At 61.4% G+C, this 25,701-nt stretch carries 27 protein-coding genes; 15 read left to right on the top strand and 12 right to left on the bottom strand.

Going from position 1 to position 25,701, the window contains the following annotated elements; genetic code table 11:
• Positions 1 to 364: 364 nt before the first annotated feature.
• Positions 365 to 934 carry a phosphoribosylglycinamide formyltransferase gene (purN, locus tag ACIQC5_RS05555; RefSeq protein ID WP_400279206.1) on the bottom strand — a complete coding sequence of 190 codons (570 nt, stop codon included), beginning with the start codon at positions 932 to 934 and terminating at the stop codon, positions 365 to 367.
• Positions 935 to 945: 11 nt separating this feature from the next.
• On the opposite strand from purN, the gene ACIQC5_RS05550 reads away from it, so the two are divergent.
• A complete protein-coding gene (locus ACIQC5_RS05550) occupies positions 946 to 1,395 on the top strand; it encodes a hypothetical protein (RefSeq protein WP_400279203.1) in 450 nt (149 codons plus the stop codon).
• 38 nt (positions 1,396 to 1,433) lie between these two features.
• On the opposite strand, the gene ACIQC5_RS05545 is transcribed toward ACIQC5_RS05550, so the two are convergent.
• On the bottom strand, positions 1,434 to 2,765 hold the full coding sequence (locus ACIQC5_RS05545; protein WP_400279201.1) for a DUF6350 family protein: 1,332 nt from the start codon (positions 2,763 to 2,765) through the stop codon (positions 1,434 to 1,436).
• A gap of 130 nt (positions 2,766 to 2,895) precedes the next feature.
• Between ACIQC5_RS05545 and ACIQC5_RS05540 the strand changes: the two genes are divergently transcribed.
• The gene (locus ACIQC5_RS05540; protein WP_400279199.1) at positions 2,896 to 3,369 is read left to right on the top strand and encodes a DUF4383 domain-containing protein; all 474 of its coding nucleotides are present in this window, start codon (positions 2,896 to 2,898) and stop codon (positions 3,367 to 3,369) included.
• A 145-nt stretch (positions 3,370 to 3,514) separates the two neighbouring features.
• On the opposite strand, the gene ACIQC5_RS05535 is transcribed toward ACIQC5_RS05540, so the two are convergent.
• Complete coding sequence (locus tag ACIQC5_RS05535) at positions 3,515 to 4,549, bottom strand: VOC family protein (RefSeq protein ID WP_400279197.1); 1,035 nt, start codon at positions 4,547 to 4,549, stop codon at positions 3,515 to 3,517.
• A 204-nt stretch (positions 4,550 to 4,753) separates the two neighbouring features.
• Between ACIQC5_RS05535 and ACIQC5_RS05530 the strand changes: the two genes are divergently transcribed.
• Positions 4,754 to 6,226: a flotillin family protein gene (locus ACIQC5_RS05530; protein ID WP_400279194.1), complete on the top strand. Its 1,473-nt coding sequence runs from the start codon at positions 4,754 to 4,756 to the stop codon at positions 6,224 to 6,226.
• Positions 6,219 to 6,458, top strand: a complete 240-nt coding sequence (locus tag ACIQC5_RS05525; RefSeq protein ID WP_400279192.1) for a hypothetical protein — start codon at positions 6,219 to 6,221, stop codon at positions 6,456 to 6,458. Before ACIQC5_RS05530 ends, ACIQC5_RS05525 begins: the two co-directional genes overlap by 8 nt.
• A gap of 29 nt (positions 6,459 to 6,487) precedes the next feature.
• Here the strand turns inward: ACIQC5_RS05525 and ACIQC5_RS05520 are convergent, their stop codons facing one another.
• The 3 genes from ACIQC5_RS05520 to ACIQC5_RS05510 form a co-directional block, all read right to left on the bottom strand.
• Positions 6,488 to 6,865: a hypothetical protein gene (locus ACIQC5_RS05520; protein WP_400279189.1), complete on the bottom strand. Its 378-nt coding sequence runs from the start codon at positions 6,863 to 6,865 to the stop codon at positions 6,488 to 6,490.
• The gene (locus ACIQC5_RS05515) at positions 6,862 to 7,305 is read right to left on the bottom strand and encodes a J domain-containing protein (RefSeq protein WP_400279187.1); all 444 of its coding nucleotides are present in this window, start codon (positions 7,303 to 7,305) and stop codon (positions 6,862 to 6,864) included. The genes ACIQC5_RS05520 and ACIQC5_RS05515 overlap by 4 nt, the downstream gene beginning before the upstream one ends.
• Positions 7,306 to 7,531: 226 nt before the next feature.
• Positions 7,532 to 7,954 (bottom strand): Hsp20/alpha crystallin family protein, encoded by a 423-nt coding sequence (locus ACIQC5_RS05510; RefSeq protein ID WP_400279185.1) that lies wholly within the window; start codon positions 7,952 to 7,954, stop codon positions 7,532 to 7,534.
• Positions 7,955 to 8,095: 141 nt separating this feature from the next.
• Here ACIQC5_RS05510 and ACIQC5_RS05505 point away from each other — a divergent pair, with 141 nt between their 5' ends.
• Both ACIQC5_RS05505 and ACIQC5_RS05500 read left to right on the top strand, forming a co-directional pair.
• The gene (locus tag ACIQC5_RS05505) at positions 8,096 to 8,530 is read left to right on the top strand and encodes a MerR family transcriptional regulator (RefSeq protein ID WP_400279182.1); all 435 of its coding nucleotides are present in this window, start codon (positions 8,096 to 8,098) and stop codon (positions 8,528 to 8,530) included.
• Between the two features lie 175 nt (positions 8,531 to 8,705).
• Entirely contained in the window at positions 8,706 to 9,593 is an 888-nt protein-coding gene (locus ACIQC5_RS05500; protein ID WP_400279179.1) for a hypothetical protein, read from the top strand.
• 200 nt (positions 9,594 to 9,793) lie between these two features.
• On the opposite strand, the gene ACIQC5_RS05495 is transcribed toward ACIQC5_RS05500, so the two are convergent.
• The gene (locus ACIQC5_RS05495; protein ID WP_400279176.1) at positions 9,794 to 11,572 is read right to left on the bottom strand and encodes an FG-GAP-like repeat-containing protein; all 1,779 of its coding nucleotides are present in this window, start codon (positions 11,570 to 11,572) and stop codon (positions 9,794 to 9,796) included.
• A gap of 283 nt (positions 11,573 to 11,855) precedes the next feature.
• Between ACIQC5_RS05495 and ACIQC5_RS05490 the strand changes: the two genes are divergently transcribed.
• From ACIQC5_RS05490 to ACIQC5_RS05480, 3 genes are read left to right on the top strand one after another with little or no spacing between them, the layout of a single operon-like run.
• Positions 11,856 to 13,019, top strand: a complete 1,164-nt coding sequence (locus ACIQC5_RS05490; protein WP_400279173.1) for a glycosyltransferase family 4 protein — start codon at positions 11,856 to 11,858, stop codon at positions 13,017 to 13,019.
• Entirely contained in the window at positions 13,016 to 14,389 is a 1,374-nt protein-coding gene (locus ACIQC5_RS05485) for a UDP-glucose dehydrogenase family protein (protein ID WP_400279171.1), read from the top strand. Before ACIQC5_RS05490 ends, ACIQC5_RS05485 begins: the two co-directional genes overlap by 4 nt.
• Positions 14,386 to 15,024, top strand: a complete 639-nt coding sequence (locus ACIQC5_RS05480; protein WP_400279168.1) for a hypothetical protein — start codon at positions 14,386 to 14,388, stop codon at positions 15,022 to 15,024. The genes ACIQC5_RS05485 and ACIQC5_RS05480 overlap by 4 nt, the downstream gene beginning before the upstream one ends.
• Before the next feature lie 24 nt (positions 15,025 to 15,048).
• Here ACIQC5_RS05480 and ACIQC5_RS05475 read toward each other — a convergent pair whose 3' ends face one another.
• The 4 genes from ACIQC5_RS05475 to ACIQC5_RS05460 form a co-directional block, all read right to left on the bottom strand.
• The gene (locus ACIQC5_RS05475) at positions 15,049 to 15,327 is read right to left on the bottom strand and encodes a hypothetical protein (protein ID WP_400279165.1); all 279 of its coding nucleotides are present in this window, start codon (positions 15,325 to 15,327) and stop codon (positions 15,049 to 15,051) included.
• Positions 15,328 to 15,658: 331 nt separating this feature from the next.
• Positions 15,659 to 16,921, bottom strand: a complete 1,263-nt coding sequence (locus ACIQC5_RS05470; RefSeq protein WP_400279163.1) for an APC family permease — start codon at positions 16,919 to 16,921, stop codon at positions 15,659 to 15,661.
• Between the two features lie 79 nt (positions 16,922 to 17,000).
• On the bottom strand, positions 17,001 to 19,559 hold the full coding sequence (locus tag ACIQC5_RS05465; RefSeq protein WP_400279160.1) for a LuxR C-terminal-related transcriptional regulator: 2,559 nt from the start codon (positions 19,557 to 19,559) through the stop codon (positions 17,001 to 17,003).
• A 403-nt stretch (positions 19,560 to 19,962) separates the two neighbouring features.
• On the bottom strand, positions 19,963 to 20,166 hold the full coding sequence (locus ACIQC5_RS05460) for a cold-shock protein (protein ID WP_011773907.1): 204 nt from the start codon (positions 20,164 to 20,166) through the stop codon (positions 19,963 to 19,965).
• 376 nt (positions 20,167 to 20,542) lie between these two features.
• Between ACIQC5_RS05460 and ACIQC5_RS05455 the strand changes: the two genes are divergently transcribed.
• The 3 genes from ACIQC5_RS05455 (at position 20,543) to ACIQC5_RS05445 (ending at position 21,827) form a co-directional block, all read left to right on the top strand.
• A complete protein-coding gene (locus ACIQC5_RS05455) occupies positions 20,543 to 20,812 on the top strand; it encodes a DUF1778 domain-containing protein (RefSeq protein ID WP_400279155.1) in 270 nt (89 codons plus the stop codon).
• A complete protein-coding gene (locus ACIQC5_RS05450) occupies positions 20,809 to 21,336 on the top strand; it encodes a hypothetical protein (RefSeq protein ID WP_400279152.1) in 528 nt (175 codons plus the stop codon). Before ACIQC5_RS05455 ends, ACIQC5_RS05450 begins: the two co-directional genes overlap by 4 nt.
• A 125-nt stretch (positions 21,337 to 21,461) precedes the next feature.
• A complete protein-coding gene (locus ACIQC5_RS05445; RefSeq protein WP_400279149.1) occupies positions 21,462 to 21,827 on the top strand; it encodes a TfoX/Sxy family protein in 366 nt (121 codons plus the stop codon).
• 45 nt (positions 21,828 to 21,872) lie between these two features.
• Here the strand turns inward: ACIQC5_RS05445 and ACIQC5_RS05440 are convergent, their stop codons facing one another.
• Entirely contained in the window at positions 21,873 to 22,418 is a 546-nt protein-coding gene (locus tag ACIQC5_RS05440; protein WP_400279146.1) for a hypothetical protein, read from the bottom strand.
• Positions 22,419 to 22,689: 271 nt separating this feature from the next.
• On the opposite strand from ACIQC5_RS05440, the gene ACIQC5_RS05435 reads away from it, so the two are divergent.
• From ACIQC5_RS05435 to ACIQC5_RS05425, 3 genes are read left to right on the top strand one after another with little or no spacing between them, the layout of a single operon-like run.
• Positions 22,690 to 23,556 (top strand): SDR family NAD(P)-dependent oxidoreductase, encoded by an 867-nt coding sequence (locus tag ACIQC5_RS05435; RefSeq protein ID WP_400279143.1) that lies wholly within the window; start codon positions 22,690 to 22,692, stop codon positions 23,554 to 23,556.
• A 33-nt stretch (positions 23,557 to 23,589) separates the two neighbouring features.
• Positions 23,590 to 24,363, top strand: coding sequence for an alpha/beta fold hydrolase (locus ACIQC5_RS05430; RefSeq protein WP_400279140.1), 774 nt, complete (start codon positions 23,590 to 23,592; stop codon positions 24,361 to 24,363).
• Positions 24,353 to 25,597 carry a flavin-containing monooxygenase gene (locus tag ACIQC5_RS05425; RefSeq protein WP_400279138.1) on the top strand — a complete coding sequence of 415 codons (1,245 nt, stop codon included), beginning with the start codon at positions 24,353 to 24,355 and terminating at the stop codon, positions 25,595 to 25,597. The genes ACIQC5_RS05430 and ACIQC5_RS05425 overlap by 11 nt, the downstream gene beginning before the upstream one ends.
• Positions 25,598 to 25,701 lie beyond the last annotated feature (104 nt).

The following is a 25,701-nucleotide window of genomic DNA, read 5'->3' as shown; positions in this document are numbered from 1 at the left end:
GGAAGCTCCCACAGCAGGAAGGCCGTCGCATGGGAAGCGGCTGAGAAAGGTGTGACAAGGGTGACCGGTCGAACCTTGTCCACGAGGGCATGCTCAGTCTCTGACCGGGGCGCTCGAATCGCTCGGCTGGGTGAGTCCAAGCTCTGGTGACTGAGCCGCCGTCGGGATACTCCGGCACGGACGGCTTCCTGCCATGTGAAAGGCAACGACGAAAGTGGTTCGGGCAAAGGGCGTGGCGTCTTCATGCCCCATGCTGACAAAATCAGAGCGTCGGTGCGGAGTTATCCACAGCCCAACCCACCGGAATGGAATGTAAGTAGCAGCAGAGCGCGTTTTGGGCGGTCAAAACGCGCACAATTGCGACCTAGTTGGGTGAGGCCGCGAGGTCTGCCAGGGTTTGGACCAGGAGGCGGCGCTCCACGATCTTGATGCGTTCGTGCAGGGATTCCTCGGAGTCATCGGGCAGAACGGCCACGGCTTCCTGGGCGATGATGGGGCCCGTGTCCACGCCGGCGTCGGCCCAGTGAACGGTGCAGCCCGTGACCTTCACGCCGTACGCCATGGCATCGCGGACACCGTGTGCTCCGGGGAAGGACGGCAGCAGTGCGGGGTGCGTGTTGACGTACTTGCCCCCGAAAGCGTCGATGAAGTCCGCGCTGACGATCCGCATGAACCCGGAGGAGACTACGACGTCGGGCTTGTACGAGGCCACCTTGTCCTTCAAAGCGGTGTCCCACTCAGCGCGCGTGGGGAACGAGTTGAAGTTGACCACAAACGTCTCAATGCCGGCTTCGTCCGAACGCTCCACGCCGTAGGTATCGGGGCGGTCAGCGCCCACAGCGGCTATCTCGACATCCAGTTCACCCGACTTCACGGCGTCGATGACTGCCTGAAGATTTGAACCTGTACCGGAGACGAGGACAACAATGCGCATTGCACTAGCTTATGGGCGGCTCGCGTAGGCTGGAAAACATGAATCCCGACGTCGCTCCACGGCCAAGCCAGCAGCCCCGCACCGAGGCGGAAAAATCCGCGTTTGCCGTGACGCAAAACCTCTTCCGCGCGTTCCTTTTGGCGGCGCTGGGATCGTTCTTCGTCTTCTCCCTGAACGTCAGCTATGTGTGGCTGAGCGGCATCCTGACGCTCGCCGGCGGCGTCCTGGGCGTGGTGGTTCTGGTCCGCACGGTGAAGTACAAGCACCCTCGATTGATGCTTTTCGGCACCATTTCCGGACTGGTTGTCACGGCCGTCATGTGTCTGCTGATCATCACGTCGGCGCTCTTCTTCAAGCAGGTCACCACCTACCAGGACTGCTCACGCGCAGCACTCACGGAGTCGGCCAAGACACGGTGCCTCACACAGCTGGAAAATTCGATGCCGGGCGCCCTGCGCTAAGCCGCTGAGGCACCTCGAGCCAGGGGTGGGGAAGCGCCTCAAGCGTGTTCGTCGTCGAACGCTGCTTCGTCCAGGTTCGCTTCGCGAAGCTTCTGGCGGCGTTCCAGCCACGGCCCCACCGCGTAACCGATTACGACGCCGATACCCACCTCTGCGGCCAGCCAGACGGCCGTCCACAACGGGTCGGGTCCGATCTCCGTGAGCCGTCCGATTCCGGCGGAACCACGTGCGATCCACGAGAGTCCGCCACTCAACAAGCCCGCAACAGCGCCTATGAAGGCACCCAAAAACAGGGTTGAAACAGTGGCCGTGAACCAGCGGGCCTTGACTTTGATGGAGAGCCACTCGTCAAAGTGGTTCTCGCCTTCCCTGAGGAACCACCAGCCGGCAACGATCCCGGCGAACACCGGCAGCGCGAGTGCCATTGCGCCGGCGTCGAGCTGTCCGGCAGGCAGCCCCCCGAAGATCGGAACTGCAGGCAACGGCCCGACGGCGGTGCCCAGCGGACCAGCGTGCGAGCCGACGCCCAGCGAGAATCCAGCGCCCGACATCCATGACAGCGCGAAAATGACCAGGTTCGGCAGGAAGCCAAGCTGCGCGATGGTGAGGACAGCGCCGCCCAAAGCACCGGCTTGGATTCCTTCGTACACGGCAATGATGTCCGTCCAGTGCCACACAATGTCCACGGCCAGCAGCAGAGCGGCCAACGAAACGGCGGCCATGGTCGCGACGAAACCGGCCTTCAACGCAGAGCCCACGTACGAGCCGGCCCAGCGCGAATGCTGGCTGGTGCGGGCGATCCAGTCAACGGCGTCGACGCCGATCAGGCGGCTCCACGAGCCCGCCTCGCGTCGGGCGCCGATCACCATGCCGAGGCCGAACGAAATCAGCGGCAGGAACATGGCGAACCACAAGTTGATGACTACCTCGGATGTGCGGCACACGAAGCCCGTGGCGGCCCCGAACGCGGCGTAGACAATCCACGCTCCGAGGAATGCCTGCCACAACTGGTCAGTGTAGGACGCTCGGGCCAGACGTCTGCCCGCCCTCCAGGCGAGGAGGAAGGGAATGAGCGTCAGGCCCAGCGGAATCAGGGACAGAAGGCCCGATCCAGGCTGCCCGGCCGTGCCGATGTTGACCTTCGCCAGATTCAACGGGACGCCGTGGATCAGGAGCCATACTTGGCCTGCAAGGCGCGCCAACGCATCCACATTCCGGTTCTGGAATCCATCAGTAGCCCACACCCCGACGAGCGGGAGCACCACAACAATGGCAGAAATGAACGCTGCCTGCGCCGCTTCCAGACCACCCTGCAGCCAAAGGGGCATGGGGAGGCCACGGTTTCCGGTCTGATCAGCGCGCAGTTTCATCGTGTTCTATCGTGCCACGATGGGCACCCCTCCCCCGGCAGGCGCCCCTGTGATCCCGGCTGTTTTCAGCGCTTTTTGCACAAAGCGGACGTACGATTGGAGTGTTCGCAAGGGGTGAATGGAGGACAAAATGACCACCTCTGCTCCGCACGCCCACGGTGTTCACTTCGGACGGCAAGACGTCCAAAACATCGGCATGGGCGTTGGCCTTCTGATGGTGCTGGTGGGCCTGCTCGGATTCATTCCGGGTATCACCATGCAATACGGGGAAATGCAGTTCCTCGGACCAAATTCGCACGCAATGCTCCTTGGCCTGTTCCAAGTGTCCATCCTGCTCAATATTGTGCAGATGGTCATTGGTGCAACGGGGTGGGCAATGTCCCGCTCGGGCCACGGTGCGCGTAACTTCCTGATGGGATTTGGTGCCTTCTACGTGGTGCTCAGCATTTACGGACTGAGCGTCGGAGTGGATTCGGCAGCGAACTTCCTCTCGATGAACACTGCGGGCAACTGGACTTTGATGGTCCTGGGCATCCTGATGATTGTTGCCGGATGGATGTTCGCCCAATACCTGACTGACGATAGAAAGGCCCGGAAAAACTGAAGCCGGGAACTAGGAGCGGCCAATGAGTAGGTCTGAAACCAACATTTGATATGTCGTACTAGCAGCTGGTGCAACTCACCTTGGATTTCTCCAGGGGTTGCACCAGCCTTCTTTTTTCTTTGCTGCTTTCGCGCGGATTCCGGCCTCAGGGCGCCACGATTTCCGCACTCGTTACGTACTCCATGGCTTTCACGAACCCGGGGTCGCCGGCCCGGGCGTACGCTTCTTCTTCGGTCAGCTCGGCCACTCGGCAGTGGATCCACCACAGGTTGCCGAACGGATCGCGGACGCGGCCAACCTTTTCTCCCCAGAACATCTCCGTCATGTTCGTGACTGCCGTGGCACCTGCGGCGAGTGCGGCCGCGAAGGAGGCATCGCCGTCGTCAACGTAGACGCGGAGGAACGCCGGAGTGGGCGGCCAGTCCGGGCGCGAGTCGAAGGCGAGGATGTTCGAATCGCCGATCCGCGCCTCCGCGTGGCCAATCGAGCCATCATCCATCGGGACGCGGAACGCTTCCTGCGCACCGAACGCTGCGGTGATGAAATCGAGGACGCCGGCCGTGCTGCGGGAAATGATCCAGGGTTCAACCGAGCGGTATCCGGCCGGGACCGCGCTGATGCCCACTGCCCGTTTGACCGGTGCCATGCTGCGGATGGCTTCAGGGACCGGTGCGTCGGACTGTCCGGTCATATGCCGTTTGAGGGATTCGATGGCGTACTCCATGCCTGCCGCGTACTTGGGGTCTTGCCAGCGGCGGTTGGCTTCGTCCTCACTGACGTCCTCCATGTGCGACATGATCCACCAGACATTCCCGAGCGGGTCCTGGACGCGGGCGCCGCGGTCGCCCCATGCGCTGTTGTCGAGGACCGAAACTGCGGTGGCACCTGCGGCGAGGGCGGCGTGGAAGGCGGCATCGGCGTCGTCGACGTAAAGGCGAAGGTACGACGGCGTCTGCGGCCAATGCGGTCGGCTGTCGAACGCGAGGACTACTGAGTCGCCGATGCGCGCTTCCGCGTGCCCAATGGTCCCGTCCTCGCCCACAAGGCGGTCAATCTCGTTGGCGCCGAAGGCTGCCGTGATGAATTCAAAGAGCGCGTTCGTGTCGCGGGTGATGAGCCAGGGGCTGACGCTGGAGTAGCCGGTGGGGACGGTGCTGATGTTCGGGTCTGCCGTGGTCATGACTGTGTCCTCTTCCTCGGGGTCCGTGATTTCAGCTTACGAGCCATCGCAGTCATTTTTGGTCCGCTTTTGTGGCCTTACAAATGACGCACAAATGTGCTGGACTTCCCTGCTCCAGCGGAACGAGACTGTGTACACGAGCAACCACTTGGCCTATGGGGGTCAACCAAGGTGGCCGGTTCACCGTCTGAAGGGACAAGGTCAATGGACGACCTCGCAGCATTCTTTCCGCTGGTCGCCGGGATTCTCGGCGTCGTATTTGCTATCGGTTTCGTGTGGCTTGCGGTGAAGGCCATGTGGAAGGTCGCCGAACCGAACGAGGCCCTGATTATTTCGGGGCTGACCCGCGGGACGCTGGAAAATACGGACGGGATGGACTTCAAGATCGTCACCGGAAAGGGCGCTTTGGTGGTTCCCGGACTGCAGACCGTGCGGACCTTGGCGCTGACGCTGAATGAAACCGAGCTCAAAGTTTCGTGTGTCACGTCCCAAGGCATCCAAGTGATTGTTGACGGCGTAGTCATCTACAAGATCGGCGACGCTCCCCCGTTCATCGCGAACGCCGCCCGGAGGTTCCTGGGGCAACAGCCCAAGATGGAGAGCCAGGTGTACAACGTGTTTGAAGGGCACCTGCGCTCGATCATCGGCAGCATGACGGTTGAGGAAATCATCCGCGAACGCGACAAGTTGGCCTCGTTGGTCCGCAGCGCCAGCGGTGTTGAGATGGAGAAACTTGGTTTGGTGGTGGATTCGCTGCAAATCAAGGATCTGCAGGATCCCACCGGATATATCCAAAACCTGGCCAAGCCGCACATCGCACAGGTCAAGATGGAGGCCCGCATCGCCGAGGCTACGCGCAACCGCGAAGCCGCCGAGAAGGAAGCCGAAGCGGCCGCGCTCATTGCGGATGCCCAGAGCCTCTCGGCCATTAAGCAGTCAGCCGCCCAAGCCAATGCGGAACAGGCCCGCGCCAACGCAGCCCAGGCCGGGCCGCTGGCCGACGCCACTGCCCGCCAGCAAGTGGTGGTCCAGGAAACCGAGGTGGCCAAACTTGAGGCCGACCGCGAAGAACAGAAACTGCAGACCACCATTCGCAAGCCGGCCGATGCCAAGGCCTACGCCCAACGGACCGAAGCCGAGGCGAAGAAGGCTGCAGACATCAGCGCGGCCGAGGCGTTGGCCAAGCGCACCGAGTTGGAGGCCCAGGCAAACGCACGACGAGTCGAGCTGGAAGCCCAAGCCGCCGCAGGTGCCGCTGCCGCGATGGCAGGTGCTACCCGGGTGACTGGTGAGGCAGAAGCTGCGGCCACCACGGCTCGTGGAAACGCTGCGGCATCGGCGGTGAAAGCGAAGGCGCTGGCCGAGGCTGAAGGCATCAAAGCCAGGGGCGAAGCCTTGGAGACGAACCAGGAAGCCGTCATCAACCAGCAAATCGCGGAGAACATGCCTGCGATCGTTTCGGCCGCGGCGGAGCCATTCTCCCGCATCGGTCAGTTGACCGTGCTCAACGGCGGAGAAGGCCTCAACAGCATGGTGGGTGGAATCCTGTCCCAGGTGGGAAGCTTCCTGCCATCACTCGCTTCAGCGTTGAGGGGGAAGGATGCGCCTGCTCCTTCACCACGCTCCGCACCTGCGAAGCCTGTGAAAGCCCCGCCCGCCAAGGCCCCCGATGCATAAAGAGTTCAACCGCAGCCTCACCGGCAAGATCGGCAGGGTCACAGGAACCATCGGACCAGGCACCATCGGCGAGGTCATGCTCCCCTTCCACGGCGGCACCAGTGCGTTCTTCGCCCACCCGTTCGACAAAACGAGCGTGTACCCCGTGGGCGAGAAAGTGCTGGTGATCCACTTCGAGCCGCCGCAGACGGTGTATGTGGAGGAGCTGCCGGAGGTGTTGAGGGAATCCTGACATATGCACCGGCCCGAAAACGCAAAACACTAAGGCTGAGGCCCGTAAATGAATTCCTTGGCGTGATTCACGGCTTTCTTGAAGGCGTCGTTGCGCAGTGAGACCTGCTCTCTGGTCCCGGCCTTACCAGGTTCGATGAACGTAGTTGGCCCTGGGCGGAGGATCCATATGTCGCCGGCTGGCGGAAGGTAGAAGACGCCAAAGGACCGATGTTCGGGATCGGCCGTCCAAATCGGAACCACTGCCACAGCGGCACCGGTATCAACATTGATCCATTGGGCGCGCGGCATGGGTTGTTCGTGCACTTCAGGGTCCAGGAACGGCGCCGTTCCCTTTCCCCATCGATTCTCGAATCGTTCGTAGAACGCGGGCATCAGATGGCTGTCGTACGAGCGCCAGGCACTCATATGTATCTCCTTCGGACTTTGGGCGACGGGAATCCGGGGGTTGTCCTGGGCGGCGGTTCCCACTGGACCGGGCCGAAGACGATCGGCGGCTGGTCCATTTGGCTGTCTGCTGCAGGTGCGGGCTTCTTATGGATGCGGACCTTCACTGGTTTGCCGGTGGAAGCACTCGACCCTGATGAACCGCTCGACGAGCTACCCGTTCTCCGGCTGCGGTCGTAGGCACTCCGCTTCGCCGGATCCGAGAGCACAACATAGGCCTGCATGATGGCGTGCAGTTCCTGGAGGTCGGCCGCCTGGGAGGTGCCGCCGTCGTCGGCTTTTTTGCGGGTATCCGGGTGGTGGGTGCGGAGCAGAGAGCGGTAGGCGTGGGTGATTTCACGGGCTGTCGCGCTGGGAGCCACGTTCAAGATCGCGTAGTAGTCGGGTTGGTTGGTGCTCACTGCTGGTTCCGGATAAGTGCTGCGGATTTGGCGATGGCCCCCGGCATGGGCCGGGGGCCATCAATCGGGAGACGACGTCGGGGACCGCGCTTCAGCTGCACGATAAGTGCTGTGGCGTGGCGCGAAGCCTGCGCCCAACTATTCCTCTGCGGTCGGTCGGAAGCTCCCGGTCGGACGCCCCGTTGGTCAGCCACCCCCGGGTGGAGCTCCAGCGGGGCAGCTTTGGTTAGGCGTTGATCTCCTGCCGCTGGCTATTTGAAGAAATCTCGATACGCCGTGGCTTTGCTTTCTCGGCGACGGGAATGCGGAGCGTCAACACACCTGCGTCGTAACTTGCCTGGACACCATCTGTATCCAGGGTGTCACCCAGAATGAGCTGCCGACTGAACACGCCTTGCGGGCGTTCGGCGGCAATCATCTCGGTGTTCTCGCCCGCAGGCGACTTACGTTCTGCCTTGACCGTCAGGACGTTGCTTTCGACGTCCAATTCCACCGAATCAGGCGTGACGCCCGGCAGATCGAAGGCAACAATGAATTGCCCTTCCTCTTGCCAAGCATCCATCGGCATGCCGGCAGGCCTTGCTGTTGTGCCAAAAACCTGTTGGGCGAGCCTGTCGAATTCGCGGAACGGGTCTGTGCGCATCAGCATTTGGTTCTCACTCCTTCAGATCGTGATGCGGTTTTATTGTTCTGCCAGCCTTCCAGATCTATGTTGGCTGGTATAGATTTTTTATAGCACCGGCGAGAGAGTGGTGCAAGAGGTTTTTTCCAGGATTTTTGAGAGGTTTGCATGGCTGGCGACGGTGACACCGAGCGGCTGGATCACGACGGCGGTACGCCCGCGGAGGCGGACGGCGCTGGTACACGTGACGCTGCAGACCGGGACGGTCGTGGCGTCTACGCCATTTCCGTTGCGGCCGAGCTGGTAGGCACCGGGCAACAGAACATCCGGCAGTACGAACGCAAAGGGCTTCTCACTCCTGAAAGGACCGACGGCGGCACTCGCCGCTACAGCCAACAGGACCTTGCGACCCTCCGGAGGATTGGCGCGCTTCTGGACGAGGGCCTGAACCTGGCCGGGGTGAAGCGCGTGCTGGAGTTGGAGGCCGCAAACCGGGGGCTGACGGAGGACAACCGGGGCCTGGCCGACAACAATCGCGAGCTCCGGGCGGACAACCGTGGGTTAAGGAAGGATCTGAAGCGGGCGCGGGGTGGGAAAGGCTGACATCCCGATGAAAACACGGGACCCCGCTTCAAGCTTCTAGAAACGAGAGCACAGTCCTTTAAAAGGAAAAATGAAAGCAGGGCATCACATAAAGAACAAGGCTCGTCACACTAAGTTATTGAAACGCAATTTATGGGATCGTGCCTAAAGGGTTCGGCTCTGCAATAGTGTTGCCATGACAACTCCAGAGCTTCCGGGGGATGGCTCACAGCAACCTTCCCCACACCAGCATCCTCAATATGCCCAAGGCGCCGGGGTCCCGCCCTACACACTTCCCGCACCGCCGACGAACACTAAAAAGCAGCTAAACATAGTCGGCCTGATTGCGCTTATAACAGCTGTTTTGGGGTTTATCTTTGCGTGCGTTCCCGGTGCCTTGATAGTCGGCTGGGTCTTGCTGCCTATCGCTTTCATCTTGGCGATCGTCTCCCTCTTCCTGAAAGACAAAGCCAAATGGATGGGAGTGGCCGCCCTGATCACGTCCGTAGTGGGCACGATTGTTGGAGTGGTTGTCTTTACGGCGGTTGTGGCGACGTCCTTTGACAATGCCTTTGGTGGTGACACCAAAGTTGTGCAGCCGTCCAAAGGCGGAGCCACTGAAAGTGGAGGCAAGACTGATGCGTCAGCGAATGCTGGAACTCGAGAAAACCCATATCCCATTGGTTCAGTCATTGAGTCAAAGGATTGGCGTGTAGTAATAAATTCGGTCACCTTGGCTGCAACAGATGCCGTAGTATCTGCCAATCAATTCAACAAAGCACCCGCGGCCGGATCTGAGTACATCTTGGTCAATTATTCGGCAACCTATACAGGTGACGATGCTAATGGACAGATGCCCGTCTTTGTATCACTCGAGTACGTCACCGCCGACGGAACCACTGTAGACGGTACCAAAACGCTTGCCGTTGCACCCGAGCCAATCGACAACATGAGCACCCTCTATAAGGGTGCCACTGCAACGGGGAATAAAGCCTTCGAGGTACCAAGCGCGACTGCTGGACAAGGGGTCCTGGCAGTCCGGGCGGGAATGTTCGGCGACAAAGTCTTCGTAGCCACCAAATAAGATCGCGGGAACAGTAAACCCCCGACTGCATGAAGCGCACCTCGATAATGGACTAAAGGCCCATCGCTGCAGTGAAGTTCACGTCAGTTGGGGTTTATCGTTTCTGAACTAGTGAGTAATCTTCACTCTTGACTCGACAAGTTGGCGGCTGGCTCCAGTTCGAGCTAGTCGCCAGCTTGTAGGCGATTACGATCAGAAACTCACAGAATCGCCGTCATCCCATTCCACCCCGTGCCAACGCGGGAAGCCGACGGCCACGCCAGTCCCCCGCTGCCCGCGTAGAGCCACAACTCGCCAGCGGAGTTGCGAGCCAGGATGTCCGCACGTCCGTCGCCGTTGAAGTCGCCCGGCCCAACCAGGGAGTTCATGACGTTCCAGCCCTGGCCGATTGCGCGCTGCGGCAGCCAGCCACCGGATCCGCTGCCGGGGTAGAGCCACAACACTCCGGCGGAGTCGCGGGCAGCTATGTCCGGGGTGCCGTCGCTGTTGAAGTCGCCAACTCCCGTGATCTCGGACATCCCGTTCCAGCCCGTACCCACTTGGATGGCAGACAACCAGCCACCGGAACCGTTGCCTCGGTAAATCCACAGCACGCCTGAGGCGGTCCGGGCTGCGACATCAACAAAACTGTCGCCGTTGAAGTCGCCGACGGACTCGATCGCGGTCATACCCGCCCAGCCCGTGCCTACCTGAACGCGGGACAGCCACCCGCCAGAGCCGTTGCCCGGGTAGAGCCACAGCAAACCAGAGGTGTCCCGGGCCAGAACATCCGCATTGCCGTCACCGTTGAAGTCACCGGGAGCAAGCAAAGCGGTCATGACATTCCAGCCCTGACCTACCTGGACGCGAGGCAACCAACCACCTGCGCCGTCCCCGGGGTACAGCCACAGCACGCCGGATGATTCCCGGGCCAAGACGTCAGTAAGACCATCGCCGTTGAAGTCGTTCTTGACCGGTTGCTCCACGGTCGCGTCAATCACGCCCACGGATGCCCGGGCGTAGCTGGCCACGTAGACCCTGTCCGTGGTGGTGTTGACGGCGGCGCCAACAGGCTGGTTTCCGGTGTAGACGGCGTAACTGCTGTTGCTCTGTCCGTCGATGACACCGGTTCCACCGTCGTAGGTTGGGGCGTAGATCTTATTGTTCGTGTGGTTCACCACGATCTCGTTGACACGCGAGGCTGTGCTGATGGTGGTGATTTCGGCCCCGGTTGTGCCGTCGAAGACCTTCACGGCGCCGTCAGCGGACAGACCGTCCACGGAAATGTAAATCCGGTTGGTGGACGGGTTCACGGCAACTTTCCCCAGCTTGCTGGAAGACGCGATGTTCGCCGTGGTCGTGTCAGTTGCGCCATCGATCAGCAGCAGGCTGGGACCGTACCTGGCGATAGTGGTTGCGTAGACCTTGTTTGTGGTCGGGTTGACTGCCAATGCGAGGATGCCGCCCGCACCAATAATGATGTCCCCGACGATGGTCCCGTCCGCGCTAAGAACCTTGATGGTTCCGTTGGACAAAACGTAGACCTTGTCCGTCACAGGATTCACCACGATGTCCTGCGCACTTCCCGCGAGCGCAACGAATGAGGTAGCAAGGGTAGAACCGTCAATAATCGTCACGCCACCTTGGACGCCGACATAGATCTTGTTGTTCGTTTCGTTGACCGTCACGGTGTACGGATCAGTGCCCACGGTCACCGACGCCGTCGTGGCCTCCGTGGCCCCGTCAACCACGGCGACCGTCCCGCCTATTTGGCTTGCATAGATCTTGTTCGTGGCGCTGTTGACAGCAACGTCCCAGGGCATGTCGCCGATGTTCAGGATGCCTGACCCGACCACGCCATTGATCACGGAAAGGCCTTCATACGTAGCCACGTAGGCCTTGTTCGTCACCGGGTTGACGGCCATTGATCCCGGCCGTTCACCAACGGGAACGAAATCCGTCACCGCATCCGCCACGGCCGGCGAGACTGTCGTTGTCAAAGAACCGACAGTTCCCAGCAGCAAAGCCAAGCCCAATCCGACCGCGACTGAACGCGCCGCCGCCCGGCGCCGTCGTCGTACGTTTACTCCCCCAAGAGCGCGCGAAAAATCGACAACAGCACCCATTTTTTGAAACCCCCAATAGTCTTGACGCCCCAGTGCGTCGATAGGGGAAGTCTACGCGGCACCACGGACAACAGAAGCCCCACCTGTTAACCAACTCTTCCTCCACAAGCCACCCTTTCGAACCCACAAAGCCAACCGCCGCGCCCACCGTTGAAGGGTGAGGATCGCAATCGTCGCCGAATCATTCCTGCCACTGATGAACGGGGTAACCCACTCCATCCTGCGGGTGCTGGAGCATCTGCAGGAGCGCGGGGATGAGGTGATGGTGATCGCGCCGTCGACGTCGGACACTGATGTTTCGAGCGTCGTGAAGGGTGCGTATGTGCACCGGCTTCCTTCCGTGCCGCTGGCCGGATACACGAATGTGCGGGTGGCGTTGGGTGGTGTGAATCGGGTCAAGCGAATCCTTGCCGATTTCGCCCCCGACGTGGTGCACCTCGCTTCCCCGTTCGTCCTCGGTTGGCGCGCCGTGCAGGCGGCCCACCAACTCGGCATCCCGAGCGTGGCGATCTACCAAACCGAAGTTCCCAGCTACGCCGCAAGATACGGTGTGCCGTTCCTGGAGAACTGGGCCTGGAACCGAGTGGACAACATCCACCTCCTGGCCTCAAGGACCCTTGTGCCGTCCACTTTCGCGCTGAACCAGTTGCGCGGACGCGGCATACTGCGCGTGGACATGTGGCGTCGCGGTGTGGATACCGCGCGCTTCAATCCCGCAAAACGTTCGACGGCGTGGCGCAGCTCAGTAGCGCCGGGCGGTGAACGAATCATCGGTTACGTCGGGCGGCTCGCCGTGGAGAAGCAGGTTGAGGACCTCGCGGTGCTGGCAGGGTTGCCGGACACGAAACTCGTGATTGTGGGCGACGGGCCGCAACGCGCTGCTCTTGAACTGGCACTTCCTAATGCTCATTTTGCGGGCTTCCTCGGCGGGAATTCACTGGCGGAAGCCGTGGCGAGCTTCGATCTCTTCGTCCATCCCGGCGAGTTCGAGACCTTCTGCCAGACGATCCAGGAAGCCATGGCTTCGGGCGTTCCTGTGGTCGCAACCGGTCGCGGCGGCCCCTTGGATCTGGTGGAAAACTCACGCACCGGCTGGCTGTATGAGCCCGGGAACCTTACCCAACTTCGCGATTACGCGCAGGACCTGATGGGCGACGATGCCAAGCGCCGCGCGTTCGCAACGGCAGCGACTGCTTCGGTACAGGGCAGGACGTGGCCGGTGCTGAGCGCCGATTTGGTTCGGCACTACGAAGACGTGATTGACGGCCGCCCGACGGTGGAGCCCACAGAACTTACCTCAAGCAAAGGACCCTTGTCATGAAGATCTCCGTGATCGGTTGCGGCTACCTCGGTGCGGTTCACGCCGCCACCCTCGCGTCCATGGGCCACACCGTGGTGGGCATCGACGTCGACTCCCACAAGGTTGAGCAGCTCAACAAAGCGCTGGCTCCCTTCCACGAACCTGGCTTGGACGAACTCCTCCGCGACGGTCGCACCACCGGCCGGCTCGAGTTCACCATCGACTTTGCCGAGGCCGCCGACGCCCAGGTGCACTTCCTGTGCGTGGGCACGCCCCAATCCAAGACCTCGGACACAGCAGATCTCTCCTACCTCTTGGGCGCCACGAAGAGCCTCCTGCCGCACCTGGCCAAGGGTGCCGCCGTCGTCGGTAAATCGACTGTGCCTGTTGGCACGGTGGAAACGCTCCGCGCGATCCTGGCCCGACGGTCCGACGTGCTGCTCGGCTGGAACCCGGAGTTCCTCCGCCAGGGCACGGCCGTCAAGGATTCGTTGGTCCCGGACCGGCTGGTCTATGGCGTTCCTGGCGGCAAGGGTGCCGCTGCAGGCGCTCCGGTCACCGCAGTCTTGGATGCCGTTTACGAGCCGCTGATCAGCGCCGGCATCCCGCGGCTGGTTTGCAACTTCGCCACTGCGGAGCTGATCAAGTCGGCGTCGAACGCGTTCCTGGCCACGAAGGTCAGCTTCATCAACGCCATGGCTGAACTGTGCGACGCCTCCGGCGCTGACGTGAGTGAGCTCAGCGAAGCGATGGGCCTGGATCCGCGCATCGGCAACCGTTACATGCACGCCGGACTCGGATTCGGCGGCGGCTGCCTGCCCAAGGACATCCGGTCCTTCCGCGCCCAGGCCCGCGAGCTTTCCGTAGATTCCGTGGACGAGTGGATGGCGTTGGTGGACTCCATCAATCTGGACCAACGCGCCCGCACCGTAGAAGTAGCCCGCGAAATGTGCCGCGGATTCCTGTCCGGCCGCACCGTCACTGTCCTCGGCGCGGCCTTCAAACCCGATACCGACGACATTCGCGACTCGCCCGCTTTGGACGTCGCCCAACAACTCGCCGCCGCTGGCGCGCATGTGACCATCACCGATCCCAAAGCCATCAACAACGCCTGGATCCGCTACCCGCAGATCCGTTTCGAAGCCTCCACCAAGCGCGCCCTGGAAGGCGCCGAACTGGTGCTGCTGCTCACCGAATGGAACGAATACGTCTCGCTCTCGCCTTCTGTTGCGGGGGCACTCGTACGACGCCGGATGGTGCTGGACGCTCGAAACGTACTGGACGCTGAGGCCTGGCGCGGTGCGGGGTGGACGGTCCGCGGGTTGGGAACCGGGGCTTCGGTATCCGCGGAGGAGCGTGCGACGACGGTGAAGCGGCACGCGCGGGCGTGACCGCCTCTTTGGTGGCTTGGACCGGCGGCCAGGCCGGCTCACCTCAAACGGCCAGCGCCGTCAGTTCGGCCAGTAGTTCTGCGTCCTCAAGCCCGTCGCCAACCCCGACTCCGAGCAAGATTGCCGGGAAAGCTTGCACCTCGGAGAACGCCACCCAGGTGGGCGCCGGCGACACCTACATTTGCGGTATAGACCAAACCGGCAAACTTGTGTGGCTGGACTCCGCGACCGCAAAGAAGCTGTCCGATCAACGAGCTGCCGAGGCCGCGGCCAAAGCTGCCGCCGAGGCAGCCGCGAAAGCTGCGGCAGAAAAGGCAGCTGCCGACGCTGCGGCCAAGGCTGCGGCCGACAAAGCTGCCGCGGACCAAGCAGCAGCCGAGCAGGCAGCCGCGGCCCAAGCGGCGGCAGATAAAGCCGCTGCCGATCAGGCTGCTGCAGCAGCTCCGAAGCCCGCACCTCTTGTCCAGAGCGGTTGCGACCCCAACTACTCCGGTTGCGTCCCCGTTGCGTCCGACGTCGACTGTGCAGGAGGCAGCGGCAACGGGCCCGCGTATGTCAGGGGGCCTGTGACCGTGGTCGGATCAGACATCTACGGCCTGGACAGTGACAAAGACGGAATCGGCTGCGAGAAGTAATCCAAGGGTGGGGCGGCCACAGACTTACTGGCGGTCGCCCCAGCGGCTCTGGACCTCGAGCAGGAACTTTGTGCCGGCGTCGGACAACTTCTCCTCGAATCGATCCCAGCTGGGACCTTCCCACAATTCCAGCCGATGCAGGCTACGGCTGATGTCGTGGTACAGGTCGCGAGCCCAAGATAAGGGAATCTCACCGTTGCCCGCCCTGGCTCTCAGCCCTCCCCCGTGAAGCGCAGCTTGGATGACTTGGTCCCGCAGATCGTAAGGCGGATGGTCTCCCGTCAACAGTGTGGGTGACTCCATGTCTGTAATTCTGCCAGCGGTGGGAAGGCTCCCGCGTCATCGGTGTGTAGTGAGGAGACGCCGGCGAAACAGGCAATCACCACCTAGACCCCGCTCGCGCACTACCTATTTTTGGCTTTTTGACCCCTAATTTGGCCGTTTTCACCACCTAGAAGACACTTTTCACCACCTAGACGCCGAGACTCGCCCCTACTCTTGGGGGGTGTCTCCAGGGCGGGATCCCGGTGTCCGGCGGGAAACCCCACTCGCCCTGCGAACGGAGGCACTAACGGCACGGCTCCACTCGAATACCCCCCAGTGGAGCCGTGCCCAGCCGGAATGGCGATAACTCTCAGTTCCGCGGGCTGCCCAGCCGCAGCCTTACCAACCTGTAAACGATGCCGACGGCGAACACCAGCGCTCCGAGCCCAACGGACAGTGGCGGCAGTGTCGCAACGAGCGCCACACATCCCATGGCACCCAGAAGTTGGAGTGCCTTCGGATACAGGCGGTCCCCGGCTGGCTGCGTGAAAGCAGCGATGTTCGCCACCAAGTAGTAGAGCAGCACGCCAAACGATGAGAATCCAATAGCCCCGCGAAGATCCGCAACAGCAATGATCAGGCAGATCACCACGGCGAGCGTGGTTTCGGCGCGATGCGGGACCTTATAGCGCGGGTGGACGGCCGCGAGCCAGTGCGGCAGGTCGTGCTCACGGGCCATCGCCAAGCTCGTCCTGCCGAGCCCCGCGACCAACGCCAGCAGGGCACCCAGGGAAGCTAGCGCGGCCCCGACTCGGACTATCGGCGCAAGCCAGAACAGGGTTCCATTGTCGACGGCTGCAGCCAAGGGAGTGGGGTTACCAGCCACGCCGTCGGGGCCCAGTGTCGCCAACAGCGTGAGAGCGACGGCCGCGTAAATGATGATGGTGATTCCCAACGCAATGGTGATGGCGCGGGGAATCGTGCGTCGAGGTTCACGGACTTCCTCCCCCATGGTTGCGATCCTTGCGTAGCCTGCGAACGCGAAAAACAGCAGGCCCGCGGATTGCAGAATGCCATACCAACCACTCGCCAGTAGTCCCTCCCCCAGTACCTTGCCGAAGTCAGGCCCAGAACCACTCCAAACAGCAGTAGTTGAGATCGCGAGCGCCGCCAAGACGGCGATCACCAGGATGCGGGTCAGGCCAGCAGTCCGCGTCACTCCGTGGTAGTTCACTGCAGTCAAAATCACGACGGCGGCAATCGCCACCGGACGTTCCCAGCCTGTCGGTGCGGCATAGGCCGCGAACGTCATGGCCATGGCTGCGGCGCTGGCCGTCTTGCCAATGACGAAGCCCCACCCGGCCAGGAATCCAGCCCACGGCCCGAGGCGTTCCCTGCCGTACACATACGTGCCGCCGGACGTTGGGTATGCCGCTGCGAGTTGCGCGGATGACGTCGCATTGCAGAACGCGACGAAGGCAGCGACCACCAACCCTACGAGCAGCCCGGCTCCAGCTGCGGCAGCGGCGGGAGTGAAGGCTGCAAAGACACCAGCCCCGATCATCGAGCCGAGTCCGATCAGTGACGCATCGAAAGTGCCGAGTCGGCGGGCCAAGGCCGGGGATTTTGTCACGAGAAACCCTTCGCGCTACGAAGTCCGGGCGCACGTTGATAAGGCCAAGTGCGTTGAGGTGGTTTCAGCCTATCGTTGCTTAGGCGGGCGGCAACGAATTTCCCACCAGCAGGAAGAGGCTCGTCCTGGACGTTACGCCTGTTTTGCGAAGTGCGTTGGAGATGTGGTTCTCGACAGTCCGCGTACTGATACCCAAATACTCGCTGATTTCGACATTCGAACGGTGGCCCGCCAAGATCGCCACTTCAAACTCACGTTCCGTAAGCGGCGTCGCCTTGAACGTATTCAATGACAGTTGCTCATTGGCGGCAGGGAACGCGATAGCGAACTGGGATATGGTCTGGACCATCGCATCTGCTGCAGACGAATCGCCCTCAAGGACATTGCGTCTCAGCGCACCCCGCAGCAGCATTCCTACCTGATAAGTATCGGTGTCCGGTTCATAGTGTTTCAGGAGCAAATCGATCAGCTGGTGGTCCCTTTCCACAACGGCCGTTGCAATGCCGAGCAGTTGGTCGTGCACGGCAATGCCGTTATCTCGCAGCATTTTCCTGAGGAGATCCAGGACGGGAATGCCTGGGCACAGACACGTACACAGCAAGGCCGTCATCATCGCTTCGAGAATGTATCCACTCTTCATTTGCCGTTTGATGAGTCTGACGGCCTGTCTGTCGAATGCTCCGGGCCGGCCGGAGTTGGCCGCTACGAGGTCATGTACGCCCTTGCCTATGCCAGGCAGCGGCCCAACTTCGGGTACATCGCTTTTGGCTTGGGCCGCTATGGACACGGCAGTTGAGGTGGCCGACGTCGTATGCCTCAGACCCGCAAGCCGCAGCATGGCGTCGTACAGGGTATCGGCCACGAAGCCTGGCCGTCCCATCGCCAGGACGCTGCTCGTGAGGTACTCAGCATCTTCAAAATAGCCGTTGTAGAGCAGACCGAGAGCAGCGATGTAGCTACTGGCGACCACACCGAATTGGTCCATGTTTCGCCGTGCATCGGCGCGCCAGCCCAAGGCAAAGACCAAGGACTCATCAATCCTGCCAGCGGCAAACAACGCGAAGCCCTTAATGAATGGGCGCAGGTGGGAAAAGCCCTCGTAGTCGTCGACACTTTCCGCAGCGGCGAGGGCCGCCAACGGCCGGCCCCGGTACAGTTCCAGCAGTCCGTGCACCAAACGGGCGAATCCTTGGGACTCATCTGCCAGTTCCTGGGCCCGGAGCACGGCGGTCAGCGGAACCCGGCCATGCGACGCGGCGAGAAATAATGTGGCTGCCTCGGCCTCTGTGGCCTGCTCAGGGTTTTCTGCGGCGAACTTCATCAGGATCTCGGCGGCCACAGTTGTGCCTTCGCCGGAATAGATGGCCAGAACTGCCTTTGTCACGGTGATGAAGAAAGCGTCGCCGGGATCGGCGTCCTCCATGACCGTTTCCCGGCACACGCGTGAGGCCCTTTGAAGATCTACGGATGCGCCCCAATAGACCCTGAGCAGAGCTGCGCCGTTGGCCGCCGTTTTGTTCGCATCCCAGCGCTCGAACCGTGTGTTTTCGCGTGACTCGCTGTGTTCGTGGAAGTAGCGCGCGGTGACGGCATCGTCGTTGCCTTTCTCCAGCCTCAATGAGGCCATGACCTGGGCAAGCCGATCAGCCGTTGAGGGCTCTTCCCGGGCTGCGCGTGGCATATCGTCCAGGACGCTGGCGATCCTGCTCCGCAACAGATGGCGTTCCCTCAGCAGTTTCTGCCCACGGAAATAGTCGCCGATGACGGGCGGACTGACTGCCGCGGTAGAACCATTGTGGAGATCTTCAATAACGGACAAAATCCCGCGGCGCTCAAGGCCGTCCATGACGTCAGGATGGATGACTTTCTGCAGCACGTCGATGCGCGCAGTGCCCAGGATGGCCATGGTGTGAAGGGCAGTAACTTCCTCTGGGTCCAAGTCAGCGAGAATTCCCTCAACCGTGCCACGCAAGTGATCGTTCCAGAGAGAGTCAGTCCTCATCCCCCACTGCCCGTCACGCATCACCAGCAAATTGCTCAACGAGGCGGTCTCCGCGATCCGGACGACGAGCCGGGGGTTTCCTGCTGATTTGGTGAGGATTCGTGCCGTCGTGTCAGCATCAGCCGGAGCCCCAAGAACGCTCGTCACCAAGGCGTGAACTTGTTCGTAGTGGAGCGGGTCCAATTGGAGCAGAGCTTCGCGGCCGATATTGAGGACGGCCAACTGACCCTTGGAAAACGTCAACGTTTCCGGTCCCGTAGCAACCAACGGGCAATCCGACCTTTGCCGGACTGCTTCAAGGACTGCCAATGACCCGTCGTCCACCAGATGGATGTCGTCCACTACCAGCAGGTGTTTCCCGGGCGTGCCGAGCTTGCTCGCAAGGACATCCGCGGTATCCGTCACGCCGCCCCGCCCTGGCCGCATCTCCAGTCCCAGGCCCTTGATAGCCGAGTAAGGAAATGTCCGATGGGTGCGAAGACCGGTGATGACGTGGACAGACATGCCCGACTTCTCCAGATTGGACACGACATTGCGGACCACCGTGGTTTTGCCGCTCCCTGGCGGCCCAACAACCCTCACGCCGATACCGCGCGCAACAAAGTCCAGAACCCGCTGAACCTCTGAATCGAACACCCGATCCAACCTTCTGTTTCTGTGGATGACCGACATGCGGCTCACTTCGCAGGTTAGATCTGGAAAACGGGACTAGGTGGCAAATCGGCCTTGCACAGGCCACTTTGGGGCCAACTAGGTGGTGATTCTGCCCAAATCGACTGCCGGCAAACTTCGTCTAGGTGTTGAGGCAGTGGCGTTTGTTCGCGATCTTGCGCCGTGGGGTTGTTCATCCTGGACCTCATTACCGTGGTGGTTGCTTGCTTCCACGCTACGGGCGGGCGGAGGTGAGTTACAGGGGTGTAATTCGCTATGTGGATATGTATTCGAACAACTTTCAGACAATGGGAACAAATATTCTAATCAGCACGCAAAAAGCAGGGCCAGTCAGTGACCGGCCCTGCTTTTTGTAAGTATCCGAAGACTAGATAGCCTGGATGTTTACTGCCTGGGGACCCTTGGGGCCCTGCTCGACGTCGAAGGAAACCTTCTGGTTCTCTTCGAGGGAGCGGTAGCCCGAGGAGTTGATGGCGGAGTAGTGAGCGAAAACGTCCTGGCTGCCATCTTCAGGAGAGATGAAGCCGAAGCCCTTTTCGGAGTTGAACCACTTGACGGTACCTGTAGCCATTTTTTCAGTCCTTACTGAAGGTGGAGATTGTCCCGACTTTCGGGTCTCCGGTGTGGGGTGTTCTCCACCGTTACTTCAGAAGGTCGCCGTCCGAAAGGACTGCGGGGACTGCCTGAACTACCAAATGCCAAACACAACAACACCGTCAAGTCTACAGGGATTCGGACGGATAGCTAGTACCGAGTCAAATTAATCCAACTGATGGCGCGCGGAGGTCTTCAGGCCGATCGCAAACTTGTGGCTGTGTTTGTTTCGGTTGAGGCCAAGGATCCGTTCGTTGATGAATCGCGGGAACTGGGACGGATTCGTTTTCTCGACCAACGGGCCTAACATCTTCCGTACAAATGCCGTACATTGATCTCAGGAGGTACCGATCATGGCAATCACAAAAACGCGCCGCTTGGAGTTGCGCACCGACGAGACCACGGACCAGTTGATCTCCGAGGCCGCAGAACTTCTCCACGTTTCAAAAACAGCCTTTGTCACGGACGCGGCCCGGCAAGCGGCGGAGCGAGTCATCGCCCGCTCGGACGTTACATTGATGGCTCCCGAGGTCTTCGACGCCATGATGGCCTCACTGGATGTCCCGGACGAGAATGCGGCTCTGGAAGTTCTGTCCAAGCTCCCGCGACGCATAGGCCGATGAGCGAACCAACGTACAACACCGCGAAATTGGCCCCTGGGTTTGATCTAGGGGCCTTCGATTGCGGCGAAGAGGGCTACAACCAGTGGCTCACCGGGCACGCTGCCAAGGCGGTGGAATCGGGGGCAAGCATGGTCTACCTCCTCATCGAAAACCGGCCCAATTCCGCACAGCGAGTCGTCGGATACTTCGCAATCTGTCCAACACTCGTGGTCCGGGATGATATGCCGAGGCCGATGCAACGGAACCTGCTTCGAAATACTCCGGGGTGGCTACTGGCTAAGTTGGCCCTCGAAAAATCGATGCGTGGAGACAAGGAGAACCAATGGGGATGGCAATTGCTGCGTGTGGCTCTGGAGACCATCGTCAGTGCCTCCGCGCTGGGCGGAGGCCAGGTCATAGTGGTGGACGCCGATAATCCTGGACTGGTCGGCTGGTATTCCCGCCATGGCTTCGGCGCCACTGGCGGAGATGACTTGCGCCTCTACATGAAGGTCGCCACGGCCAAGAAGTACCTGGATGCCTAGCGACTCCGCCCCGTGATTCAGTAGAGGGGGTGGACGAACTCATTCAGTCGCCAGGTCTGAGCTTGGGCTCCCTCGCCAGGACTTATCTCCCTTCACCCTGGACCACTTCGCAGGAGGACAAACAAATGCAGATGCCCAAGCCCTCAGACGCCGATAAGGAACGCTTCCGCTCGGTGCTGCCCGATCATCCGGATGTCACCGTCAAGCCGATGTTCGGTAATCTGGGCGCTTTCGTGAATGGCAACATGTTCGCCGGACTGTTCGGTCCCACCATCGGCGTCCGTCTTTCCGAGGCTGATAAGGCCAAGCTCGAGGCTGATCATGAAACTCAACCCTTCGGCCCTGAAGATCGTCCGATGGGCGGTTACACCGGCCTTCCGGAGGCTTGGAACGATGACGCCGAGAAGGCCGAACCCTGGGTGGCCAAAGCCTTTGAGTACGTGGCAGCGTTGCCACCGAAGGCACCAAAGCCGCGCCCGTCCAAGAAGTAGATCGCTCGCTCCCCCGGCTCGTCGTCCAAGCGCAACGCTTCCTACCTAGCTGTTGTCGTTTGTCGTCGCTGGTTCCAACCTGCCGTCCTCCTTACGTGCCCATGAGCGACCGTCGCTATCTATGAAACGGACCGACGGCATGTAGTCAGTGTTTCCCGGGATGGGCTCTAGCACGAGGTGTCGTTCGACATGGACGGGCCAACGCTTTCGCTCGCTGAAAAAGTAGCGTCCGGGCGGCAGGATCTTGGCCATGGCCCGAATCTCGGGAATCGCACTGCCATTACCGCTCTTGCCTGCTTCCCGATGCAGATCCAAAGCGAAGACTGGCGCGTCGCTGGAGTTGACAAGCTCGATACCCCACTGGGGGATGCCTTCGACTTCTCCTCTGACCGGCCAGAATGCTACTCGCGCGGCTTGGCGCCGTTCCTCCGCAGCGATGGCCCTTTCATCACGGCCACCCTCAAGGTCCCGCATGCGTTGCGCTTCCCTCACCGTTTGCTTCGAATGCAGTGTCGCCCTGGCAACGAAGAACAGCGCCACCGACGTTGCCAACGCTCCAACGATTTCTGCAAGATCTACCCAAAAGTCCATAAAATTGCCCTTCCGATTTCAGGCCCCAACTCTTCCTCGGAGTTGACCGAAACATAATCGGCCTCCTAGAGCCCGCGCAATATGCAGGGAACTGAGGTGAGTCATGACGCCACTTCATCCGGTGTCGCCCCTTGAAGATTGCCAACCACATAGCAAAATGGGAGCCAGAGCAGCCGCAGCGCAGACTTCGACATGACGAACCATCTACACGCCAACGCACCAGCTCTGCAGCCCCCTCGCTAAACCCGCCGATTCGTGCTGAGATCAGGCTATGGCCTCCATGAATGGACGAACGGCGCTGGTGACCGGAGCGACAGGCGGTCTTGCCAAGGCCATCGCCACTGCACTTGCCCGCGAAGGTGCCACCGTCGTCGTGGTTGGACGAACAAAAGCGCGGGCAGAAGACGCGATTCGAGACATCCGCTCCACCGTGACAAACGCCGCCCTTGAACCGCTCGCCTGTGACCTCTCAAACCAAGCATCAATCCGTGTGGCAGTGGAGGAGTTCCTTTCGCGCCACGACGAGCTCCACGTGCTCGTCAACGCAGCCGGGGTATTCCGAAAGGAACGCCACGTCACTTCGGACGGCCTCGAGCTCACGTTCGCCACCAACGTGATGGGCTACTTCCTGATCACGAATCTGCTCCTGGACGCACTCAAGCGCGGCGCGAGCACAGCCCAAGCCTCGCGGATCGTTAATATCGCCTCCAAGTATTCGGGAGGCCCGAACGTGACCAAGATCGATTTTGACGATCTGCAGACGGCAAAGGGTAGCTACAGTTACCTGCGCTCCACTCCGCCAACCATGCTCGGCCGGGTTCTCTTGACGCAGGAGTTCGCCGAGCGCCTACGTGAATCCAACGTCGTGGTGAACGCCGTTCATCCGGGCCTCGTGAAGCATACGGGGCTTCTGCAGGACGTTGGCGGACCGTTCCGATGGATGACAAACACCTTCGGCAAGCCTGCTGAGAAAGCTGCGGATACGGCTGTCTGGCTAGCCACCTCCCCAGCCACTGCCTCGGTGTCCGGCAAGCTCTGGGCGAAGCGCAAGCAGTTGCCGACTCCGGGCATGGGTTCTGATCCGGCCGCGCGGAACCGGCTGTGGGAAGAGTGCATGCAACTGTCGAAGATCCTGTGACTGGCAGCCTCCCCCGAGCGTAAAGTTCACCCCATGGGAGCAACCCGGGCGATCTTCCTTCCTGGCAGCGTTCTTCCGGCCGCGCCGGCCTACAGCGAACTCATTCACGCGCTGGGGCCGGACGTGGATGCCGTCGCCAAGGACTTGGAGATTTACGAGACCGCCGAACCCTCACCAACCTGGTCCCTCGACACCGAAGTCGACGGCGTATTGCGGGAGGCAGACGCAAAAGGCTGGGACACGTTCCATCTGATCGGCTACTCGGGCGGAGGATCCGCTGCCCTTGCCTTCACCGCCAAACACCCTGAGCGTCTGCTCAGCGTGACGCTGCTGGAAGCCGCGTGGGCGGGCGACTGGGATTGGAGTCCGGCGCACTCCCGGCTGTGGAAGGAATTTGAGGACCTTGAGTCACTGCCGCCTGATCAGTACATGGCAGCGTTCGCGAGGCTGGGAGTGAAGCCCGACGTCGTTCTTCCGCCTCCGCCAGCGGATGACCCGCCGCCCTGGATGGCCAAGCGGCCTGCCGGAATCAAGGCGTTCCTGAGGGACTTCGAGACCTACCATCTGGACCGTGAACGGCTGGCCGCATTCCCAAAGCCGGTGTTGTTTGTCATCGGAGGCCTGAGCAACCCTGACCAATACGGGGACATCGCCGATCGCCTGTCCAAGGTCTTCCCGGACTTCCTGTTGGAGGAGTTTGCGGAGCGCCACCACTTCGATCCGCCGCACCGGATCGAACCCGAACGGCTCGCCAGGATATTGCGCGAGCACTGGACCCGAGCTGAGGAGGGCAAAGGTGGGAACTGACCCGGTGGGCACGGTCATCATCGGCGCTGGCCAAGCAGGGCTCACGACGAGCTACTGGCTGTCCCGGTTCGGCGTGGAGCATCAGATCCTGGAGCGACGCGACTCCTTGGGCGGCGCGTTCCAGGACCGCTGGGACAGCTTCTTCATGAACACGCCGAACCTCGCGCTGGACTTGCCTGGGATGCCGTACGACGGCGGCGATCGGGACGCGTTTATCTCCCGCAACGCTGTGGTGAACCTCTTCCGGCGGTACGCGGAACTGATCAGCGCTCCGGTCCACACCGACGTCGACGTGACCCGCTTGTCCGCCTCTCCGGATGGCGGTTTCCATCTTGAGACCTCCCGCGGGACCATGCGCGCACGGAACGTGGTCCTGGCGACGGGCGCCTACCAAATACCGAAGATTCCTGCCCTGGCCGCCAACCTTCCCGCCGTTGTGACGCACCTCCATACCCACGACTATCGCAATCCGGAGCAGCTGCCCGACGGCGCCGTGCTGATCGTGGGCACCGGCCAGTCGGGCGGGCAGATCGCCGAGGAACTCCACGCCGCCGGCCGCGAAGTCCACCTCGCCGTGTCCACCGTCCCGGAAGCGCCACGCAGATACCGCGGCCAAGACCTCATCTACTGGATGCTCAAAACCGCCAAACACGGCCCCGACTACGGCATCAACGCCCTCACCCGCCAGGCACTGCCCTCCCCCGCCGCGCGCCTCGCCCCCAACCCCCTGCTCTCCGGCACCGACGGCGGCCACAACATCCACCTCCGCGAACTCGGCCGCCGCGGCATGCACCTCCACGGCCACCTGGAAAACATCGACGACGACGACATCACCTTCAGCGACGACCTCCCCGAACGCCTCGCAGCAGTCGAGTCCGGCTTCGATCAACGAACACGGAAAGCGATCGACGCGTACATTGCAGCGGCAGGGATCGATGCGCCAGAACAGCCACCGGTGCCGGCGGACGACTGGCTACCAGCCGAGCCTGCGCGACTGAACCTTGCCGAATCGAACATCACGTCGGTGCTGTGGGCCACGGGATACCGGCTCGACTTCGGATTCGTGGACATGCCCCTGGTCGATCAATGGGGCTATCCGGAACACACTCAAGGTGTCACGGATGTCCCCGGGCTATACGTCGTGGGGCTGCCATGGCTGACCCGGCACTACTCGGCGATTGTCGGCGGCGTGGGGCTGGACGCGGAGTACGTGGCGGGGCGGATTGCCGCGTGAACAATCCCTAAGGACACACACCGCCCGCCGAACAGAAGTTAGCGACAGGGACCTCATATCTGTCATTGCACGAGGGAGTCTTGGTATTCGAGCGCGCTACCGAC

The organism is Paenarthrobacter sp. NPDC092416 (assembly GCF_044755025.1).
GTDB lineage: Bacteria > Actinomycetota > Actinomycetes > Actinomycetales > Micrococcaceae > Arthrobacter.
Note: the sequence above shows the minus strand (reverse complement) of the source record. Positions and strands in the feature narration are given on the sequence as shown.

What these genes read in the sequence shown, in the direction of transcription:
- ACIQC5_RS05510 (WP_400279185.1), bottom strand. Translation starts at nt 7,954, where the DNA reads ATGCTGATGCGCACAGACCCGTTCCGCGAATTCGACAGGCTCGCCCAA.
- ACIQC5_RS05435 (WP_400279143.1), top strand. Translation starts at nt 22,690, where the DNA reads ATGGCCTCCATGAATGGACGAACGGCGCTGGTGACCGGAGCGACAGGC.
- ACIQC5_RS05440 (WP_400279146.1), bottom strand. Translation starts at nt 22,418, where the DNA reads ATGGACTTTTGGGTAGATCTTGCAGAAATCGTTGGAGCGTTGGCAACG.
- ACIQC5_RS05545 (WP_400279201.1), bottom strand. Translation starts at nt 2,765, where the DNA reads ATGAAACTGCGCGCTGATCAGACCGGAAACCGTGGCCTCCCCATGCCC.
- ACIQC5_RS05460 (WP_011773907.1), bottom strand. Translation starts at nt 20,166, where the DNA reads ATGGCTACAGGTACCGTCAAGTGGTTCAACTCCGAAAAGGGCTTCGGC.
- ACIQC5_RS05530 (WP_400279194.1), top strand. Translation starts at nt 4,754, where the DNA reads ATGGACGACCTCGCAGCATTCTTTCCGCTGGTCGCCGGGATTCTCGGC.
- ACIQC5_RS05445 (WP_400279149.1), top strand. Translation starts at nt 21,462, where the DNA reads ATGCAGATGCCCAAGCCCTCAGACGCCGATAAGGAACGCTTCCGCTCG.
- ACIQC5_RS05540 (WP_400279199.1), top strand. Translation starts at nt 2,896, where the DNA reads ATGACCACCTCTGCTCCGCACGCCCACGGTGTTCACTTCGGACGGCAA.
- ACIQC5_RS05455 (WP_400279155.1), top strand. Translation starts at nt 20,543, where the DNA reads ATGGCAATCACAAAAACGCGCCGCTTGGAGTTGCGCACCGACGAGACC.
- ACIQC5_RS05550 (WP_400279203.1), top strand. Translation starts at nt 946, where the DNA reads ATGGGCGGCTCGCGTAGGCTGGAAAACATGAATCCCGACGTCGCTCCA.
- ACIQC5_RS05520 (WP_400279189.1), bottom strand. Translation starts at nt 6,865, where the DNA reads ATGAGTGCCTGGCGCTCGTACGACAGCCATCTGATGCCCGCGTTCTAC.
- ACIQC5_RS05430 (WP_400279140.1), top strand. Translation starts at nt 23,590, where the DNA reads ATGGGAGCAACCCGGGCGATCTTCCTTCCTGGCAGCGTTCTTCCGGCC.
- ACIQC5_RS05500 (WP_400279179.1), top strand. Translation starts at nt 8,706, where the DNA reads ATGACAACTCCAGAGCTTCCGGGGGATGGCTCACAGCAACCTTCCCCA.
- ACIQC5_RS05450 (WP_400279152.1), top strand. Translation starts at nt 20,809, where the DNA reads ATGAGCGAACCAACGTACAACACCGCGAAATTGGCCCCTGGGTTTGAT.
- ACIQC5_RS05475 (WP_400279165.1), bottom strand. Translation starts at nt 15,327, where the DNA reads ATGGAGTCACCCACACTGTTGACGGGAGACCATCCGCCTTACGATCTG.
- purN (WP_400279206.1), bottom strand. Translation starts at nt 934, where the DNA reads ATGCGCATTGTTGTCCTCGTCTCCGGTACAGGTTCAAATCTTCAGGCA.
- ACIQC5_RS05525 (WP_400279192.1), top strand. Translation starts at nt 6,219, where the DNA reads ATGCATAAAGAGTTCAACCGCAGCCTCACCGGCAAGATCGGCAGGGTC.
- ACIQC5_RS05485 (WP_400279171.1), top strand. Translation starts at nt 13,016, where the DNA reads ATGAAGATCTCCGTGATCGGTTGCGGCTACCTCGGTGCGGTTCACGCC.
- ACIQC5_RS05505 (WP_400279182.1), top strand. Translation starts at nt 8,096, where the DNA reads ATGGCTGGCGACGGTGACACCGAGCGGCTGGATCACGACGGCGGTACG.
- ACIQC5_RS05535 (WP_400279197.1), bottom strand. Translation starts at nt 4,549, where the DNA reads ATGACCACGGCAGACCCGAACATCAGCACCGTCCCCACCGGCTACTCC.